The organism is Bifidobacterium vespertilionis, assembly GCF_008698145.1.
GTDB lineage: Bacteria > Actinomycetota > Actinomycetes > Actinomycetales > Bifidobacteriaceae > Bifidobacterium > Bifidobacterium vespertilionis.
Genome location: NZ_RZNZ01000004.1, coordinates 81,204 through 99,504 on the forward strand (window position 1 = coordinate 81,204; position 18,301 = coordinate 99,504).

At 64.9% G+C, this 18,301-nt stretch carries 13 protein-coding genes; 2 read left to right on the forward strand and 11 right to left on the reverse strand.

Annotated elements, in window-relative coordinates:
• Window positions 1-70: 70 nt before the first annotated feature.
• Entirely contained in the window at window positions 71-2,809 is a 2,739-nt protein-coding gene (gene adhE, locus EMO90_RS04135; RefSeq protein WP_150353370.1) for a bifunctional acetaldehyde-CoA/alcohol dehydrogenase, read from the reverse strand.
• Between the two features lie 566 nt (window positions 2,810-3,375).
• On the opposite strand from adhE, the gene EMO90_RS04140 reads away from it, so the two are divergent.
• On the forward strand, window positions 3,376-4,506 hold the full coding sequence (locus tag EMO90_RS04140; RefSeq protein WP_190971934.1) for an ROK family transcriptional regulator: 1,131 nt from the start codon (window positions 3,376-3,378) through the stop codon (window positions 4,504-4,506).
• Window positions 4,507-4,553: 47 nt separating this feature from the next.
• On the opposite strand, the gene EMO90_RS04145 is transcribed toward EMO90_RS04140, so the two are convergent.
• From EMO90_RS04145 to EMO90_RS04155, 3 genes are all read right to left on the reverse strand, one after another.
• Window positions 4,554-4,952, reverse strand: coding sequence for a VOC family protein (locus EMO90_RS04145; RefSeq protein WP_150353371.1), 399 nt, complete (start codon window positions 4,950-4,952; stop codon window positions 4,554-4,556).
• Window positions 4,953-4,997: 45 nt separating this feature from the next.
• The gene (locus EMO90_RS04150; RefSeq protein ID WP_150353372.1) at window positions 4,998-5,819 is read right to left on the reverse strand and encodes a fructose permease; all 822 of its coding nucleotides are present in this window, start codon (window positions 5,817-5,819) and stop codon (window positions 4,998-5,000) included.
• A 137-nt stretch (window positions 5,820-5,956) separates the two neighbouring features.
• Window positions 5,957-6,958: a zinc-dependent alcohol dehydrogenase family protein gene (locus EMO90_RS04155; RefSeq protein WP_150353373.1), complete on the reverse strand. Its 1,002-nt coding sequence runs from the start codon at window positions 6,956-6,958 to the stop codon at window positions 5,957-5,959.
• Window positions 6,959-7,388: 430 nt separating this feature from the next.
• Here EMO90_RS04155 and glgX point away from each other — a divergent pair, with 430 nt between their 5' ends.
• Window positions 7,389-10,136, forward strand: coding sequence for a glycogen debranching protein GlgX (gene glgX, locus EMO90_RS04160; protein WP_150353374.1), 2,748 nt, complete (start codon window positions 7,389-7,391; stop codon window positions 10,134-10,136).
• Window positions 10,137-10,241: 105 nt separating this feature from the next.
• Here the strand turns inward: glgX and rpsI are convergent, their stop codons facing one another.
• From rpsI to EMO90_RS04195, 7 genes are all read right to left on the reverse strand, one after another.
• A complete protein-coding gene (gene rpsI / locus EMO90_RS04165) occupies window positions 10,242-10,733 on the reverse strand; it encodes a 30S ribosomal protein S9 (RefSeq protein WP_150353375.1) in 492 nt (163 codons plus the stop codon).
• A gap of 23 nt (window positions 10,734-10,756) precedes the next feature.
• Window positions 10,757-11,206 (reverse strand): 50S ribosomal protein L13, encoded by a 450-nt coding sequence (gene rplM, locus EMO90_RS04170; RefSeq protein ID WP_150353376.1) that lies wholly within the window; start codon window positions 11,204-11,206, stop codon window positions 10,757-10,759.
• 313 nt (window positions 11,207-11,519) lie between these two features.
• On the reverse strand, window positions 11,520-13,685 hold the full coding sequence (gene malQ / locus EMO90_RS04175; RefSeq protein ID WP_150353377.1) for a 4-alpha-glucanotransferase: 2,166 nt from the start codon (window positions 13,683-13,685) through the stop codon (window positions 11,520-11,522).
• A 155-nt stretch (window positions 13,686-13,840) separates the two neighbouring features.
• A complete protein-coding gene (locus EMO90_RS04180; protein WP_150353378.1) occupies window positions 13,841-14,548 on the reverse strand; it encodes an AbrB family transcriptional regulator in 708 nt (235 codons plus the stop codon).
• A 24-nt stretch (window positions 14,549-14,572) separates the two neighbouring features.
• Window positions 14,573-15,226, reverse strand: coding sequence for an IMPACT family protein (locus EMO90_RS04185; RefSeq protein WP_150353379.1), 654 nt, complete (start codon window positions 15,224-15,226; stop codon window positions 14,573-14,575).
• A 13-nt stretch (window positions 15,227-15,239) separates the two neighbouring features.
• A complete protein-coding gene (locus EMO90_RS04190; RefSeq protein WP_150353380.1) occupies window positions 15,240-16,235 on the reverse strand; it encodes an NAD(P)-dependent oxidoreductase in 996 nt (331 codons plus the stop codon).
• A gap of 51 nt (window positions 16,236-16,286) precedes the next feature.
• The gene (locus EMO90_RS04195; protein WP_150353452.1) at window positions 16,287-17,567 is read right to left on the reverse strand and encodes a CapA family protein; all 1,281 of its coding nucleotides are present in this window, start codon (window positions 17,565-17,567) and stop codon (window positions 16,287-16,289) included.
• Window positions 17,568-18,301 lie beyond the last annotated feature (734 nt).

Consider the following 18,301-nt stretch of genomic DNA (forward strand, 5'->3'; position numbering starts at 1 on the left):
CGGGGCTGGCGCTCGTTCGATGCCACTGCACCAAACGAGCGCCAGCCCCGCCGTCACGCTATGCCGTCAGTCAGCGCTGCGACGCCTCCTCGGTGGCGGCTTCGCCCTCGCGCTCCACGCGGATGCGGTGGCCCTCCTCGCGGGAGACACCGTAGTAGGCGCCGATCGCAATGTCCTTCATGTCGTTGATCATCGGGATGCGCGGGTTGGCCGGGGTGCACTGGTCCTCGTAGGCGCGCATGCCGATCTGGTCCAGCACGCTCCAGAAGTAGTCCTCGTCAACGCCGGCGTCCTGGAAGGACTTGTTCATGCCCAGCTTGTTGTCGCGGTAGTCCTCGACGGCCCTCGCCAGATTCTCCACGCCCTCGGCCGGGGTCTTGCCCGGGTCGATGCCGAGGTTGCGCGCGATGTCCTGGTAGCGCTCGGCGGCCACGTACTTGCTGTACTTCGGCCAGCTCGTGGGCTCCTCCGGGATCTCGCCGTTGTAGCGGATCACGTACGGCAGCAGGATGGAGTTCGTGCGGCCGTGCGCGATGTGGCACAGCGCGCCGATGGTGTGCGCCATGCCGTGGCACATGCCCAGGAACGCGGAGCCGAACGCCATGCCGGCCATGGTGGCGGCGTTGTGCATCTTCTCCTGCGCGGTCGTCTTCTCCAGACCCGGCTCGCCGTTGACGGACTCAGCCAGGTTGTCCCAGATCAGCTTGGCCGCGTGCAGGGCCATGCCGTCCGTGAAGTCGTTCGCGTACACCGACACGTACGCCTCCATGGAGTGGGTCAGGGCGTCGAAGCCGGCGTCGGAGGCGAGCTTGCGCGGCTGGGTGCGGGCCAGCACCGGGTCCACGATCGCGACCGACGGGGTCAGCGCGTAGTCGGTGATCGGGTACTTGTAGCCGGTCTTGTGGTCCGTGATCACCGCGAACGGCGTGACCTCGGAGCCCGTGCCGGATGAGGTGGGCACGCACACCAGCTTGGCCTTGGAACCCAGCGGCGGGATCTTAAAGGCGCGCTTGCGGATGTCGAAGAACTTCTCGCGCACGTCGGAGAAGTGGATCTCCGGGTGCTCGTAGAGCAGCCACATGATCTTGGCCGCGTCCATCGGCGAGCCGCCGCCCACCGCGATGATGGTGTCCGGCTCGAACTCCTCGCGCATCATCTCGGCGCCGCGCTCGACGGTCTCCACGCTGGGCTCGGGCTCCACGTAGTCGATGATGCGGAACGTGACGTTGTTCGCGCGGGCGCGCAGCTGGTCGATGACCTTGTCGATGACGCCGAGCTGCTCCATGACCTTGTCGCACACGATCACGGCCTTCTCGATGCCGTACATGTCGCGCAGGTACTTGATCGCGTTCGGCTCGAAGTAGGTCTTGGCCGGGATCTTGAACCACTGCATGTTGTTGTTCCTCCGAGCGATGCGCTTGATGTTGATCAGGTTCACGGCCTGGACGTTGCCGGACACCGAGTTGCCGCCGTAGGAGCCGCAGCCCAGGGTCAGCGACGGGGCGATCGCGTTGTAGATGTCGCCGATGCCGCCCAGGGAGCTCGGCTGGTTCCAGATGATGCGGCACGCGTGCATCCTCAGGCCGTACTCGCGCACCAGGTCCTGGTTATTGGTGTGGATGGCGGCGGTGTGGCCGGCGCCCAGCTTGAGCATCTTCTCGCACATCTCGAAGGCCTGCTCCTTGGAGTCGGCCTTGAGGACGGCCTGCACCGGGGCGAGCTTCTCGTGGGTCAGCGGCTCGTTGTCCGAGACCTCGGAGCACTCGGCGGCCAGGATGGTCGCGTCCTCGGGGATCTCGAAGCCGGCGGCGCGGGCGATGTACTGCGGGGACTTGCCCGGCACCACGGAGTTGAGCTTCGGGGTGCCGCCGGAGAAGGCGGTGCAGCCGAACATGTACTGCTCGAGCTTGGCCTTCTCGTCCGCATTCACGAAGTAGGCCCTGCGGCGCTTGAGCTCCGCCACCAGCGGCGCGTAGACGTCCTTGTGGGCGATGATGGCCTGCTCGGTGGCGCAGATCATGCCGTAGTCGAAGTGCTTGGACAGGATCAGGTCGTTCGCGGCGCGCACGATGTCCACGTCGGCGTCCACGTAGGCCGGGGCGTTGCCTGCGCCCACACCCAGGGCGGGCTTGCCGGAGGAGTACGCGGCCTTGACCATGCCCGGGCCGCCGGTCGCCAGGATCGTGGCCACGCCCGGGTGCTTCATCAGCGCGCCGGTCGCCTCGATCGAGGGATGCTCGATCCACTGGATGCAGTCGGCCGGGGCGCCCGCCTCGATCGCCGCGTCGCGCACGATCTTCGCGGCGGCCACGGAGGAGTTCTGCGCGCCCGGGTGGAAGCCGAACACGATCGGGCAGCGGGTCTTCAGCGCGATCAGGGACTTGAAGATGGCGGTGGAGGTCGGGTTGGTGACCGGGGTCACGCCGGCGACCACGCCCACGGGCTCGGCCACCTCGTCGATGCCGTTGATGTCGTCCTCACGGATGATGCCAACCGTCTTCTGGCCGGCCATGTAGTGCGTGACGTGCTCGCACGCGAAGATGTTCTTGGTGGCCTTGTCCTCCACCAGACCGCGGCCGGTCTCCTCGACGGCCATCTTGGCCAGAACAAGGTGCTTGTTCAGAGCCGCGACCGACGCCTTGGCGACGATGTGGTCGACCTGCTTCTGATCCAGCTTCTCGAACTCGACCAGCGCCTTGAGCGCCTTCTGGACCAGCGCGTCGACCTCAGCCTCTGCGGCCGCCTGCCTCTCCTCCGGGGTCGGCTTGGTGGGCTCGACGGCCTCGGTGTTCTGCTTCGCTTCTGCCACGATATCCTCCTATGGATGACGGGTTTTGTTGGGCAAAGTCCGTGTGTTGTTGCATTGCTTTTCTGTTGTGCTGCATTCGCCTCATGGCGACGCCGTCACATGGGATGTGACCTACCTCACAATGTACATGACCGTCACAAACCATGCATTCGCACAAAATCGACGGCGTTTCGCGTTCTTTTCTGATCTGTTTTTGTTAGCATCTGTGAGTTTATTGGTGATTTCATAGGAAAAATCGCCCAAAACGACGGCTTTTGTTTACTTTTTTGTAACTTTGCACAAGTCTGAAACAGGCTTGAACACCCACCTTTCATAAGGTCTCTTTTCATAAGTTTACACAACTGTTACAATTATAGAAATCGTTTTTATATAAGTACGCCAAAACCCTATGATTGCAATGCTTTCCGAGCCATCACCGACCACTCACCGCCGAAGTGCCGGTTGTCATAACCACTTTTGTAAAATGCTTCTGCCATTTATGGGAGCGCCGACTTGACGCGTCATACACATCAGGCGCTCCAAACGCACCAGACGCACCCGGCACACGCACACCAAGGGAGGTACCGATGAAGGCCATGCCGTCAACGGCGGTCAGGGAGCACAACCGCAACGCCATGACAGGATACCTGTACGATCACCGCCAGGCCACCAAGCAGATGATCGAACGCGATCTGGGACTGAGCCTGCCCACCATCACCCAGAACCTGCGCGATCTTGAGCAGGCCGGCATCATCGCACGCGGCGATCTGATGGATTCCACAGGCGGCCGCAAGGCGCAGGCGTACGCCTTCAACCCCAGACACCGCGTCGCCATAGGCGTGTCCATGAAGGCGAATGAGGTGATCATATGCGCCATCGACCTGTTCGGCGCCACCATCGCCGAGCTGCGCCGCACCCTTCCATACCGCAACGATGCGGCCCACTACCAGCGCGTTGGCGCGATCATCAACGACTTCGCCGCGGCCGTGGAGAAGACCGCCGGCCCGGTGCTCGGCGTGGCATTTTCCATCCAGGGCATTGTTTCGGCGGACGGACAGACCATCACCTTCGGCGCGATCATGGACAACACCGGCCTCACGCTGGATGAAATCAGCCAGTCCGTGCGCTATCCATGCATCATGATCCACGACTCCGACGCCTCCGCCATGGCCGAACTGTGGGCAGACCCCTCGCTCACCGACGCCGTATGCGTGTACCTGGAGCGAAGGCCCGGCGGCGCGGTGATCATCGACGGCAAACTGCATCAGGGCCCCAACCAGTGCAATGGCACGATCGAGCACATGACGCTCGTGCCGGATGGCCGGCCGTGCTACTGCGGGCGAAAGGGATGCATGGACGCCTACTGCTCGCCGGAAACCCTGACCGAGGATTACGAGAGCATACCGGGCTTCTTCAGCGTGCTCGAGCAGGGCGAAACCAACCACCGCAAGCGCATGAACCAGTGGCTCGACTACGTGGCGCAGACCATCGTCAACGTGCGTTCGGTGATCGCCGGGGACATCATCGTGGGCGGCGAGGCGGCGCACTATCTGGACGATGAGGAGATCGCCGACATCAAACGCCGCGTGCGGGAGCGCAGCGCATTCGGCGGCGGAGACTTCACATTGCGCAAAAGCCGCTGCGCCGACAACCAAAACGTCATCGGCGCAGCGCTGAGGTTCGTCCAGTCGTATCTGAACGAGATCCGGGGAGCGTGAGCTCCGGAGAGAGCGGGGCGGGAAAGCCCTGCGTCACACGATCGGGCTCACACGATCTGGCAGAACTCCAAGGTCTCCCCGTTCGGACCGTAGATGTTGAAGTAGCGGATGCCGTTGTCCCAGAATGTGGGGATCGACTGGATCTCATCCTCCTTGACCTTAAGGCCCAGCTCGTGCGCATTGGCCCACGCGGCCTCGATGTCCGGGGTGTTGAGCGCCCAGTGGTTGATCGCGCCGGTGACCATGGGCGCGGGGTCGCCCTCCCATGTCTCGATGGTCAGATGGCCGTAACGCAGGAAGGCGCAGCGGTTCTCCCCATTGTGGAACAGGCCGGCCAACTCGAAGCCAAGGGTCTTGGTGTAGAACTCGATCGTTTCATCCAGATCCCTGGCCGGCATGCCGGAATGCTGAAAATCGGTGGTGAACGCGGTCATGGGTGTGGTCATGATGTCTCCTTTGATGATGATTGCCGGCGTCGGGTCCGCGGTTCGCTATCCTGCGATCGCGCCGACGTCGAGCGCCTGATGGGTGAATGATGGGATGATGTGCCGGTCGGCCCAGCCGGTGATGCCACCTTGGCACAGGAAGGCGTACAACGTGCCGACGCCGAAATAATTGACGGTCAGTCCGCCGTTGCGCGCCGACAGAATGATGACGGCGACGATCGCCACCAGCGCCGGCGGCACGTACGACAGCCACATCGCCACGGCCGCGTTGCCTTTGCAGTACTTGAAGCGCAGGATCTGCATGAGATCGTCCGCGGGATGCAACGCGATGTTGGCCCTCTGGTACAGGGAGATCGCGATGGCGATCAACGCGACGCCCACGCAATTGAGCAGCACATAGGCGACGTGAAGGGCGATGTTCGACCCGGCGTATGGCAGGCCGCCCCACCCCGGGGTGAATCTGCCGAGCAGCAGATCGGTGAATACGCCCACCAGCAACGAGAAGGGCACCAGGAACATGATGTTGCCGAAGATGCGCCTCCAGTTGACGTGCCCGACCAGAATCTGGTTGAGCGCGATCACCGCGAGCCCAACCATGAAGAACGACCAGAATTGGACGTTGAATATGCTTCCGACGTTCATCCAGGATGGGAACACATCCGCCATGTTGTACTCGCCGGCGGTCCAGAACGCGGCCCCCAGATAGGAGGCCTTGGCACCCGGTCCGGCAACCCGGTTGCTGGTGACGGCGGTCAGCACGTTGCCGAGCGCGTTGATGGGCAGGGACAGCGCGAACAGCCCGACGGTCACGCCCATGGTGGCCGTGCGCGCCGGCCGCGTGGCACCCGTGTGTTCTTCAGTCATCATTGACTCCTTGGGAATTGTGAGGGGAAGAGGAAGGGATGCGGCCGCCGCGGGAAACGGCGACGGCCACGGGACGGTTGCCAAGTCGGATTCACTGCCATGTCCGGCGGCAGCCACATGCGATTCGATCGGCCCGATCGTCAGCCGATCCTGACAACGGCCTTGGAGACGCCCTTGATCTTGCCATCGAGGAAATCCTGGACCTCATCGAGTCCAAGCTCGTGGCTGATCAGCGGGTCAACGTTCATCTTGCCGGACTCGAGCAGGCTGATGGCGTCCTTGAAGGTGAGCGGGTTGATGAAGGACCCCTGGATGGTCATCTGCTTCTTGTAGATGTCGTAGGTGTTCATCTCGAAGTGGGCTTCCTGCGGCCCGACGCCGAACATAAGCACCTGCGCGCCCTTGCGTGCGGCCTTGACGGCTTGGGCCTGGGTGGTGGGCAGACCGACCGCCTCGATGATCACGTCATAGGAGTCCGCCGGGATTTCCTCACGGGTGGTGTTGTAGGTGTTCGCCACGCCGAAGAGGTCCTTGTTGCGCTGGAGCTTCTCATCGAAGATGCCGGCGAGATCCACCTGATGCACGCCGTACGCCTGCACGATCTGCACGAACAGCTGGCCCATGAAGCCGTCGCCGATCACCAGCGCCTTCTGATAGGGACGCAGCTGGAGCAGGTCAACGCCATGCACCGCGCAGGAGATGGGCTCGATCGCGGCGGCATCCTTCAGGGAGACGTTGTCCGGCAGTTTGTAGACCACGGAGGCGGGGGCGGTGAACTGCTCGGCCAATCCACCATTGCGGGTCACGCCCACGGCGGAGAGATGATCGCACAATTCCGGACGCTGGGTCAGGCAGTAGTCGCACTGGCCGCAATAGATGTTCGGATCGACGGCCACACGATCGCCGGGCCTGACATTGGTGACCTGATCGCCCACTGCGGCGACGACGCCGGAATTCTCGTGCCCCAGGACGATCGGCGGCACGGCGGCGGCCGATCCGGGGCGGCCCGCATACAGGTCATGATCAGTACCACACACGCCGGCGTACGCGGTGTTGATCAGGACTTCGTCAGGCTTGATGGACGGTGTGGGAAGGTTCTGGATCTCGAATTCCTTGACGCCGGTGAGCACGAGTGCCTTCATGATGGATTCCTTTCTACGTTGAAAGCTGTTCGCTTTGCGGGTGTTTGCGGGTCCGTTCCCGCCGTAGTTATGAATATACGCTTTATTATTCTGTTTTGCAAATCAGTTTTATCTAAGTGCTTTATATGGCGTGTCGCCGAGTACCCCAACACTGAGCGGCCCAACTCCGAGCGGCCCAACTTTCTCTCGCGCAAACTGGGCAAATCGGGCCCCTTCCCAAAAGAACTGGGCAGATCCGGTCATCTGGACCCCCGAATCGGCCTCCAGACGGCCGGATCTGCCCAGTTTGCAAAACGAACGGCCGGATCTGCCCAGTTTGGCCGGGGCGCGGGCACCGGGAGAACGAACGCCGCGCGACGCCGCCGCATAACACCCCAAGCGTTCATCTTGGGACCCCATTGCCGAAATCCCCGGCAACTACAATGGGAGTATGAAGAACGCAATACCCCAGCGGTACGCGATACCGCACCGTTACGCAACGAGGCCGGGCCTGTACTTCACCGAGGATGGGGGCGCGGACGCAGTGGTGCGCTCGGAGACCGCCTCGCAGGTATGGCTGTGCGTCTATGAGCCCGTCGATCAGCCCACCGCTTTTTTCAACGACGCCATCCGCGTCTTCGAAGGCTCCCCCGTCCCGCTCATCAGGGACATGTACAGCCACCCGGCGTGCACGCGCATCATCGAGTCGATGTACGTGCGCGAGACCATGTTCCGCATGGAAGGCCCCAACTACGGCCTGTGGTACGTCCATCTGCCCAAGGCATGGGACGGCATGCGCTATGCCTACCGCGTGGACGGCGCGTGGGACCCGGACAAGGGCGTGCGGTTCAACCCGTACAAGCTGCTGCTCGACCCGTACGGCAAGGGCATCGACGGCCGCATGGAGCTCGATCCGGCCGCCTTCTCCTACCAGTGCGAGATCACGCCCGACGGCAAGGTGCAGGGGTCGGCGTTCGGCCCGATGAGCACCGTGGACGCACTGGGCAAGATGCCCGTCTCCGTGGCCATCGACGACCGCGACGAGACCAAGCACGACGCCGATCCGTCGCATCCCCATGTGCCGTGGAGCAAGACCGTGCTCTACGAGCTGCACGTCAAGGGCTTCACCGCCAACGCGCCCTGGCTGCCTGAGGAGCTGCGCGGCACCTACGCCGGGCTGGCTCATCCGATCACCCTCGCCTACCTGCAGGGCTTGGGCGTCACGTCGATCGAACTGCTGCCCATCCAGGCCAAGCAGGACGAGCTGTTCCTGCAGGAGCGCGGCCGCCACAACTACTGGGGCTACTCCACGCTGAGCTACTTCAGCCCGGAACCCTCGTACGCCACCAAGTCGGCGCAGGCCAAGGGCGCCGGAGCCGTGCGCGAGGAGGTCATCAACATGGTCCGCGCCCTGCACGAGGCGGGGTTCGAGGTGATCATGGACGTGGTCTACAACCACACCTGCGAAGGCGGCGTGGAGGGCCCCACGGTCTGCTGGAGGGGCCTGGACGCGATCGCCTACTACCGCCGCGAGAAGGACAACCCCGGCCGGCTCATCGACACCACGGGCTGCGGCAACACCTTCGACTTCACCAACACGCATGTGGTCACCTTCGCCGTGGATTCGCTGCGGTACTGGGCCAAGAGGATCGGCATCGACGGCTTCCGCTTCGACCTCGCGGCCACGCTGGGGCGCCTTGACGGCAACTTCACCAAGCACCACCCGTTCCTGTACGCCCTGCGCTCGGACCTGCTGCTCGGCAACCTCAAGCTCATCATGGAACCGTGGGATCTGGGTCCGGCCGGCTGGCGCACCGGCGAATTCGGCATGCCGTTCAGCGAGTGGAACGACCGCTTCCGCGACTCCGCCCGCCGATTCTGGCTCGCGGACACCAAACTCGGCGCCTCACCGTCCGTGGGCATGCAGGAGATGGCCACCCGACTGTGCGGATCGGCCGACCTGTTCGCCACCGAACCCGGCCGCGGCTGCGCCTCCTCGGTCAACTACGTCGTGAGCCACGACGGCTTCACGCTCACCGATCTCACCCGCTACGAGCGCAAGCACAACGAGGCCAACGGCGAGGACAACCGCGACGGCACGGACAACAACCATTCCAACAACTTCGGTGTGGAGGGCCCCAGCAACAGCCCGCTGATCGAGCGCCGTCGCGAACGCGCGGCCATGAACCTGCTCGGCACGCTGCTGCTCTCCCTGGGCACGCCCATGATCATGGCCGGCGACGAATTCGGCAACACGCAGTATGGCAACAACAACCCGTACGCGCAGGACAACGAGATCACGTGGCTGAATTGGGATTGGCTGTACCAGACCCGCAAAACCCAGCAGATGCGCCGTCTGGAGCGCATCTCGCGCCTGATCGCCCTGCGCAAGTCGCTTGATCTGTACCATCAGGAGGAATTCTTCACCCGATTGACGCAGATCGGCCTGTTCCGCCCGTCCAGCCGCGTGCAGTGGTATCTGCCGGACGGCACCACGCCGACGGATCAGGATTGGTTCGACGGCAGCCGCCGCAGCTTCGTCATGCGACTGCGTTCCAAGAAGTACGACGACATCCGAGACATCCTGATCGTGATCAACGGCTCGGGCGAGGACATGCGGTTCCGTCTGCCGTCCGATTACGGTTGGGCGTGCGAGTGGAGCTCCGGCCTGGCGATCGGCGTGGAGCCCGCACAGGGCGGCCGCGTGAAGCGCACGGACAAGCCCAACGATCAGGACCTCAACTGGACGACGATCGTGGACGACCGCGATGGGATCACCGATCTGGTCAGGCAGGTGCAGTCCCAGCTGGCCGCACAGGCGAAGCTGGATGCACCGGCCGATGCGGAGCGGACAGGCGGCCACCGTGTGAACACCATCCCGGCACGGGGCAACGCCACGTCCGGAACCGAAGATCCGCACGTGCTTATAGCGGCCCGGCACCGGCCGGGCGGCAACGCCACCGACGATGCGATCTCCGCGCTCACCTCCGCGATGGACGTGCGCGACGGGGGCATGCAGCACATCGGCGGGGCCGGCGACGTGGACAAGGATGTGACCGAGCGCAACGATGCGGCGACGTCCGCGGCCCCGGATGCCGCCGAGGATGCCCAGAACATGTCCGAGGCCTCGGCGAACGACGATCCGGGCGTGTGGACCGTGCCAGCGCTGACCATCAACGTCATGTGCCAGATCCAGTAACCGTTCCTCAGGCTTGCGGCGGCGCGAAACGAAAAAAGGGAAGGCCCCTTCGGAAGCGAAATTCCGAAGGGGCCTTCCCCATATGGCTCGCGAAGCAGCCGAAACTTAACGCTTCGAGAACTGCGGAGCGCGACGGGCCTTATGCAGACCGGCCTTCTTGCGCTCGACGACGCGGGCGTCGCGGGTCAGCATGCCGGCCTTCTTCAGGGTGGCACGGTTGGCGTCGCGATCGATCTGGTTTAGAGCGCGGGCCACGCCGAGGCGGATGGCGCCGGCCTGGCCGGTCACGCCGCCACCGTCGACGAGGACGACAACGTCGAACTTGCCCTCAAGCTTGAGGAGCACGATCGGGGAGTTGACCTCGCGCTGGTGCAGGCGGGACGGGAAGTACTCCTCCAGCGTGCGGCCGTTGATGGTCCACTTGCCGGAGCCCGGGATCAGGCGGACGCGGGCGACAGCCTCCTTGCGACGGCCGGTGCCGTAGCCCGGGGCGATCGCGGAGGTGCCGGTGCCAGCGCCGGCGTTGGTCTCGGTGGAGTAGTTGGTGAGCTCCTCTTCGGTCTCGAGAACCGCGGAATCGTTGGTGTTTTCAGCCATGATGTCTTATCTCCCTTCGGTTCTCACTTGGCCTGCTGCGAGACCTGAGCGATCTCGAAGACCTGGGGCTTCTGGGCACCGTACGGATGCTCGCCGTCCACGAAGATGTGGAGGCGCTTGATCTGGACGGCAGCCAGACGGTTCTTGGGCAGCATGCCCTTGACGGCGCTGCGGATGATGCGCTCGGGCTTGTTCGCAAGCAGCCAGGCGTAGGTGTCGCGGCGCAGACCGCCGGGACGACCGGAGTGCTGGTAGAGCTCCTTGCCCATCTTGTTACCGGTCAGCGCGATCTTGTCCGCGTTGAGAACGATGACATGGTTGCCGGAATCGGCGTGCGGGGCGTAGGACGGCTTGTTCTTGCCGCGCAGCAGCGTGGCGACCTGGGTGGCCAGACGGCCGAGCACCACGTCGGTGGCGTCGATGACGTACCAGTCGTGGGTCAGATCAGCCGGCTTCGGAGTGAAAGTCTTCACTGTAATACCTTTTCTTACTATTGTGTTCCGGGCTTCCGCTGCTCGGCGTGCGTTTGGTTAGGACGCGCGGCCCGAGAGGCTTCGGCCTCATTATCCGTGGGCTCCCTGAAAGTCCTCGATGGCGAGTGGGAAAGCGCTTTGAAGGACCCCTTAGGGAAACACAACAATCGACTATTGTATCGCAACCCTTGACATTTGGCGTTCGCCGGGCCGAACGCGACACGCCGATGCGACACGCCAATGAAAAACGGGCTCCCCGGCATGGGAAGCCCGTTGAGTCAGTCAGACATCAATCAAGCGAGCGGATCGCGCCTCACGCGTTGAGCACGCGGGCGAGCGACTGCATGCGCGGCTGGTCGAAGAGGCCCTCGACCATGATCGGGTTGCCGTCGCCGTCGGCCAGCGGGACGCGCCAGTTCGGGTACTCGTTGTTGGTGCCCGGCTGGTTCTGGGTGCGGGTCTCGCCCACACCGTCCACGATGGCGGCCGCAAGCAGCTTGCAGGGGGATGCGGTCATGGCCCGGTACATGCCCTCGATGATCTGCTGCAGATGTCCGGGAACATCGTTCACGCAGTCGGCGGAGATCCAGCCGCCGTTGAGCAGCATGCGCAGCATGGCGCGCTGCTCGGCCTCGGCAGACTTCTGGAAATCGTCCACGCTGCCCTCGAGCAGGCCCAGCGCGGCACGCACCTTGACGTGCTCGTACTGCAGGTACCCGGCGCATGGCGGCATGTCGTGCACATCCACGGAGGCCAGGGCCATTTCGCGCCAGCGGCGGGGATCGCGGAACACGCCGTTCATCTGCTCGAACCACTCCACGGCGCAGCCCAGCACGCCGTGCGAGGCGAGCGACGAGGCCACCTGCTCCGGGACGACGCCCAGATCCTCGCCCACCACCACACCGTGGGCGCGGGCAGCCTCAAGCGCGAGGATGCCCAGCATGATGGCCGAATCGTACGCCACGTAGGTACCGTTCTTGGCACCCTTGCCGGCGGGGATCCACCACAGGCGGAACAGGCCCAGGATGTGGTCGATGCGCAGCGCGCCGGCCTGCGCGAACATGGCGTGCACCATCTCGCGGTAGGCCAGGTAGCCGGTCTTCTCTAGGGAGATGGGGTTCAGCGGCGGCTGGCTCCAATCCTGGCCCTGCTGGTTGAACATGTCCGGCGGGGCGCCCACGGTGGCTCCATTCGCATAGCGATCCGGGTTCCACCACACATCCGCGCCCAGCGGATGCACGCCCACGGCCATGTCCGCCATCACGCCCAGCTCCATGCCGGCCTTGCGGGCGGCACCCTGGGCATCGGCCAGCTGCTCGGTGGCGATCCACTCCATCCAGCGGTAGAAGTCCAGCGTGTCCGGGTAGCGGTCGCGCAGGGCCTTGACTTCGGCGGAGTCCTTGTTGGTGGTCACGAACCAGGAGGATGGGGAGGCGGACGGGGCGCCCCACTTGTCGTAGGCAAGGCACCAGGTGGCGTAGGCCTCCAGGCCCTCGCCGCGGGAACGCTTGTACTCGTCGAAGGCGGCCTGGCGCTCGGGGGTGCGGCCTGCCTTGAAGATGATCCACAGGGCCTGCATCTTCGCGGCCCACATGGCGTCTCGGTCGATGTGGTCGGTGTTGGTGTTCAGCGAGCGCACGGAATCGTGCAGCTGCTTGACGCGCGCGCGGGACTCCTCGCCCAGCAGACCGTACTCGGCGATCGCCTCGGGGCGGATGTACGTGAAGTTCAGGAAGGTGCGCGAGATCGGCAGGTACGGCGACGGCGTGAGCGGCGTGACCGGCTCGGCGGCGTGCACCGGGTTGATGAGCATGAAGTCGGCGCCGGTCTTGGTCTTGGCATCCGACAGCATGGTTCCCAGATCCGCGAAATCGCCCACGCCCCACGACTCGCGGGAGCGGATGGAGTAGATCTGCGCCATCCAGCCCCACAGGCGGTGCTCCTTCATCGCGTCGATCAGCTCGATGCGCTTGGGCACGCTGATCAGCGTGGCGTCCTGCGTGCGGCCGGCCACCTTGACGTGCAGGGTGTGGTAGCCGATCGGCAAATCGGCGGGGATCACCACGGAGGCGGTGGTGACGAAGGCGTCGTTCATCCAGTAGGCCGTGGAGCCGTCGCCGGAATCGGGCATCACCTTCCCCTGATACGGGGTGCCGTCCTCCAGCGTGATGGAGGCCTCGGGAATGTCGAACACGCCCACATTCACGAGGACTTTGGAATCGGAGCCCTCCACATGCAGGACGGTGGGCGCGACCAAACGACGGTGCTTGTCGTCCAGCAGCGTCTTGAGGGATGCGGCGATGGCCTCGTCGCTCGAAGCATCGATGCCCAGTGCGGCAAGCACGGACACCAGAACGTCATCGGCGATTTCGTGGTAGTCATTGCTCATGCCCATGTAGGACGTGGCCACCCCGACAGCCTTGGCGAGACGGATGAGCGGGCGCTCAAGGCGCTCGCGGGATTCACGATACTGACTCATACCGCCAGTTTAAACCCACCCTAGGCCGACAGGCCCGGTTCGGCAGGAAAGATGCAAACGTTTGCATTCCGTAGCGACGGCAAAACAGGGCAAATCCGTCCGCGAGCGTCTGCGTGCAGCGTCCGCGCGCAACGTGAAACGGCCGCCGCTCGGCGTCAGCCGTGTGACTCGATCCACCGTCTGGCCTGCCGGGCCACCTCGCCACTGGGGTCCTGGGCCAGCCGCGCGCGCGTCTCCGGGGTGGTGTTGGGGTTGCCGGCCACGGCCCTGCGGACCATGGAGGCCAGCACGCCCGGAGCATCCGGCTCGAGCTCAGTGCCAAGCTTGCCTAGAAAATCAAGGGTTTCGGCGTCCACATCCGGATTCTGCGCCCCCTCGAGCCGCATCTTCCACGACGTGCGGGGGTTGAGCAGGGCCGCATCGCGCACTTCGGGGACCGGATCCTTGGTGAGCCGGCCCACCAGCCAGTTCTTGTCCGCCTTGTTGCCGGCCACCGCCCTGCGCACATCGGCCACCGGATCGCTGGACAGCTTGACCAGGATGTTCGGGAACGGCATGGTCTCACCCAGAAAGATGCGGTCCTCCACCGGCGTGTGCTCGTTGCCGGCCACCGCCTCCAGCAGTGCGGTGGCACGCGAGAACGCCGCCTGATCGGCACGGTCCGGCAACGGGGTGCGCGCGAACGAGCTCAGCTCGGCGGGATCGGAGGAATGGCGCAGCCGCTCGTAGGTGACGGTCAGCGGCTCGAAATCGTCGGGCAGCGTATCGTCCTCATGCGGCGCCGCGGGCTTCGCGCTGCCCGCCGGCTTCGCGTCCTCGTCGGGTTTCGCGTCCTCGGCCGGCTTGTTCTCGGAATCGGTCATGCGTCCCAATGTAGCGCAGCGGCGCTACCCGATCGCCACAGGCCGGTTGACCATGTCCAGCGGCTCCGGCGTCACCGCCGCGTTGAACGCCTCGATGACCCGCGCCTCGAACCGGTCGGCGTTGCCCGCCGGGATCTCGGCGATCATGCTCACCATGTCCGTGTATGACTCCTCCGACTGTCGCCCGTCAACGGCCGCCAGAATCTGCTGAAGCGAACCCAGCTGGGGGTAGGACACGGTGACCATATAGCGCCGGCACGCCTCGATCCGGGCCAGTTTGCCGGCCTTCACCGCCAGGGACGCGGCCGAGGAGTAGGCGCGGATCAGCCCGCCGGAGCCCAGCAGGATGCCGCCGAAGTACCGGGTGACCGCGATCGCCGTGTCCGTGAGCCCGCCCTGGCGCAGCACGTCCAGAATCGGCTTGCCGGCGGTTCCGGAGGGCTCCCCGTCATCGCTCATGCGCTCGGACTGGCGCCCGTCGGCCCCGCCGCAGATCGCCGCGTAGGCCACATGGCGGGCCTTGGGATGCCGCTCGCGAATCGAGGCCACAAAGGCCATCGCCTCGTCCAGCGAGTCGATGTGGCAGGCGTCGCCGATGAATTCGGATTTCTTCTCCACCAGCGCGTCGTGCGCCGGCGAATCGGCTGCGTCAAGCAGCGTGAATGTCTGTGCGGCCATGCGCGGGCTCCCCTCAGTCCACCACGTGCTCGGGCGAGCCGGCCAGGAACGCGCGGATCGTGTCCGCATTCTGCACGGCCACGTTGTCCAGCGCGCGAACGGTCTTCCACGCGGTATGCGGGGTCGTGACCACGTTGGGCAGGGCGAGGATCGGATCGTCCGGGGCGAGCGGCTCATGATCGTACACGTCCACGCCGGCATGGATGTCCCCGCGGCGCAGACGTTCCACAAGCGCGCCGGGGGCGATGATCTCCGCCCGGGCCGTGTTGATGAGGATCGAACCGGGACGCAGCATGTCCAGCTCATGCGCGCCGATCATGCCGCGCGTGGCCTCGTTAAGGGCCAGATGCAGGCTCACCACATCGCAGCCGGCGAACAGATCGTCCAGCGACGCCGCCGGCTCAGCATGGAATTCGGCCAGCGGCTCTCGATCGGGATGACGGCACCACACCTTCACCCGCATGCCGATCCCATCGGCGATGCGCGCGACGGCCCGCCCCACGCCGCCGAAGCCAACCAGTCCGATCGTCAGCCCCTGCAGCTGCAGCATGCCGCCCTCGTCGAACCACCGTCCGGCGTGCAGGCTCGCGTTCTGATGCCCCACGCCGCGCGCGATCTCGAACAGCAGGGCGATCGCATGCTCGGCCACCGAAGCGTCGCCATAGCGCTCGGCATTGCACATGGTCACGCCCAGACTGTGCGCAAGGGGCACGTTGACGAAGCTTGCGATGCCGGTGCCGCTGAACACCAGACAGCGCACATGCCCGGACAGTTCGCGCAGCACGTCGTCGGCGATGTGGAAGCCGGCGATCACGGCCAGATCCGCGCCCTCGATGCGACGCAGGAACTCGCGGCCATCGGTGATCGAATCGTCGTACATGCGCACGCGGGCCACGTCGTGCAGGGCGGCGAGGCGTTCGCGGTAGGCGGGCACAAGCGCCGGCACGCAGCTCGGCAACGTCACTTGGGGCAGGTCGGGACGGTCGGCGGGCAGATCGATGAAACTCATGGCGTCCAGCCTAGTACGCGGCGCTGTCCGGTCTTCGCGGATCGCCCGCGACTACGCGGCCGGCTCCTTCGTGATCTCCCATTCGCGCACCACGTTCGGATCGGCGCCCTTGGCATAGATCACATCCCTGATCCGCTCGCGCACGCGGGCGTCCTCGTCGTCGGACCAGCAGGCGCCGTCCGGGCGGTCGGCGGCGATGGGGCACCAGCGGTACAGGCCTTGCCGCATGTTGGCGGTGGGCAGCCAGTCGATCCGGTTCACGCGCCACGAACCCGTCTGCCCCTTGCGTCCGGCGAACTGGATGCGGGCCGTCACGCCCTGGTTGTTCACGGCCCGGCTGGGGTCGGAGGCCGTGACGGTAACCGCGTTGCCCAGTCCGTAGATGATCCACGTGCCCTTGTAGTTCTCGATCGGCTGCGCAGAGTGGCTGCCGGTGCCGAAGATCAGGTCGAACGCGCCGGTGTCCGCGAGCGCATGGGCCTCGGAGACCTGCCAGTCGTCGGCGTAGTCGATGTATTCGACCACCGAATGCATGGCCACGGCCACCAGATCGGCACCCTCCTCGCGGGCCGTCTTCGCCTTGGCCACAGCCCGGTCGATGTCCTGCTGGTGACGCGGGTCCTCCTTGCCGCGCAAGCGGTCGATCATCCAGTCCTGGCTGGGCTTGTTGCCGTTGAGCGAGACGGTTCCGGCGATCACGGCCAGCTTGCCGCCGCCGGTGGGCGAGTCGAGGACCATGGGCTTCATGGAGTCGGCCTCGTTGGTGTACGACCCGGTGTGCTTGAGGCCCACCTTGGTGAGCGTGTCGTTGAGCCGCTGGATGCCGGCGGCGCCTTGGTCCCAGGAATGGTTGGTGGCGTGCGTGCAGGCCGTGTAGCCCACCTTCGCCACGCCCGTGGCCACCTCCGGCGGAATGTTGAACGACGGGTAGTCGGCGTATGGGCCGCCGGGCTTGGACACCGGGGTCTCGAAGTTGCATACGGAGATGTCCGACGCCTTGAGATAGCGAGACATGGGCGCGAACAGCTCCGTGAAGTCGAAGGCAGTGCCGTCCGTGGCCGATGTGTTCGCGCCGGCGAAGTACCGCCACATGCGCTCGTGGAACAGCATGTCGCCGTTGACCATCAGCGCGATGCAGTCAAGGTCCGGGCAGTCCGGGGAATTGCCGTGGTGGGCGTCGACCGGCTCCGGGACGGCATCGCCGCCTCGGGTCAGATCGCCGGGAGCCGACGATGCGTCCGCGGTCGCCAGGTCGATCGTGGTTCCCGCCCCGCCCTGCGGCCGCGTCCAATGCCATGCCATGCCGATCGCGACGACCAGCACGACGGCCATCAGCGCGGCGATGGCGGCGACGATGATGGAATGGAGACCGGCAAGTTGCGCGGATCGGGCGCGGGTATGAGTATGGGCGCGGGCATGGGTACGGGGGCGTCGGGAGGAGGGCGCGAGGATACGGGAGCGATCGTCGGCCTGATCGTGATCGTCCATCCGGCCGTTTGCTCGGCTGCCAGACCGGTTGCTCGCCACACGCCTTGGCGACTTGCCGGCGGACGTGTCTCCGGCGCGCATAGGATCCCCGTTCTTCATCGGATCTCCTATTGGTTTTCCTGTCGGTTCTTCGCCGTTCCCCGGAACTCCATTCGCATCATCGTACGACCGCATGCGCGCGTGCCTCCCCCCGCTCATTCCTGCATTCTCTCTATGGGAAGGATATTCCCACCGCAACAGGACGCGCGAGCGGCTCTTCAAAACCGGCCCGCGAAACCGACACGCTCAAACCGCCGAATTCCAGCACTGTTAGCGCTCCCGTTGACAGGGCCCGCCCCCATCCCCATACAATGTGATGCGGAGACAGGTGGACAACGGCGTACCTCTTGTCCCCTTTATTTCGCCGAAAACACGCCGTACATCAGCTGGGATTCGGCATCCGCTGCGCAAGCCTCATTCCCACCTCTCCGAGCGGTTCAATTCACGACGCAAAATGGGCATATCGGATGCCTTGCCCTTCGGATCACCTCTCGGATCACCCAGAGTCCCCCCGATCCCCATCCGTCCGGTTCCCAGCT

Coding starts and splice junctions, on each gene's coding strand:
- EMO90_RS04140 (WP_190971934.1), top strand. CDS start 3,376: ATGAAGGCCATGCCGTCAACGGCGGTCAGGGAGCACAACCGCAACGCC.
- EMO90_RS04145 (WP_150353371.1), bottom strand. CDS start 4,952: ATGACCACACCCATGACCGCGTTCACCACCGATTTTCAGCATTCCGGC.
- EMO90_RS04150 (WP_150353372.1), bottom strand. CDS start 5,819: ATGATGACTGAAGAACACACGGGTGCCACGCGGCCGGCGCGCACGGCC.
- EMO90_RS04155 (WP_150353373.1), bottom strand. CDS start 6,958: ATGAAGGCACTCGTGCTCACCGGCGTCAAGGAATTCGAGATCCAGAAC.
- glgX (WP_150353374.1), top strand. CDS start 7,389: ATGAAGAACGCAATACCCCAGCGGTACGCGATACCGCACCGTTACGCA.
- rpsI (WP_150353375.1), bottom strand. CDS start 10,733: ATGGCTGAAAACACCAACGATTCCGCGGTTCTCGAGACCGAAGAGGAG.
- malQ (WP_150353377.1), bottom strand. CDS start 13,685: ATGAGTCAGTATCGTGAATCCCGCGAGCGCCTTGAGCGCCCGCTCATC.
- EMO90_RS04180 (WP_150353378.1), bottom strand. CDS start 14,548: ATGACCGATTCCGAGAACAAGCCGGCCGAGGACGCGAAACCCGACGAG.
- EMO90_RS04185 (WP_150353379.1), bottom strand. CDS start 15,226: ATGGCCGCACAGACATTCACGCTGCTTGACGCAGCCGATTCGCCGGCG.
- EMO90_RS04190 (WP_150353380.1), bottom strand. CDS start 16,235: ATGAGTTTCATCGATCTGCCCGCCGACCGTCCCGACCTGCCCCAAGTG.
- EMO90_RS04195 (WP_150353452.1), bottom strand. CDS start 17,567: ATGGCCGTCGTGCTGGTCGTCGCGATCGGCATGGCATGGCATTGGACG.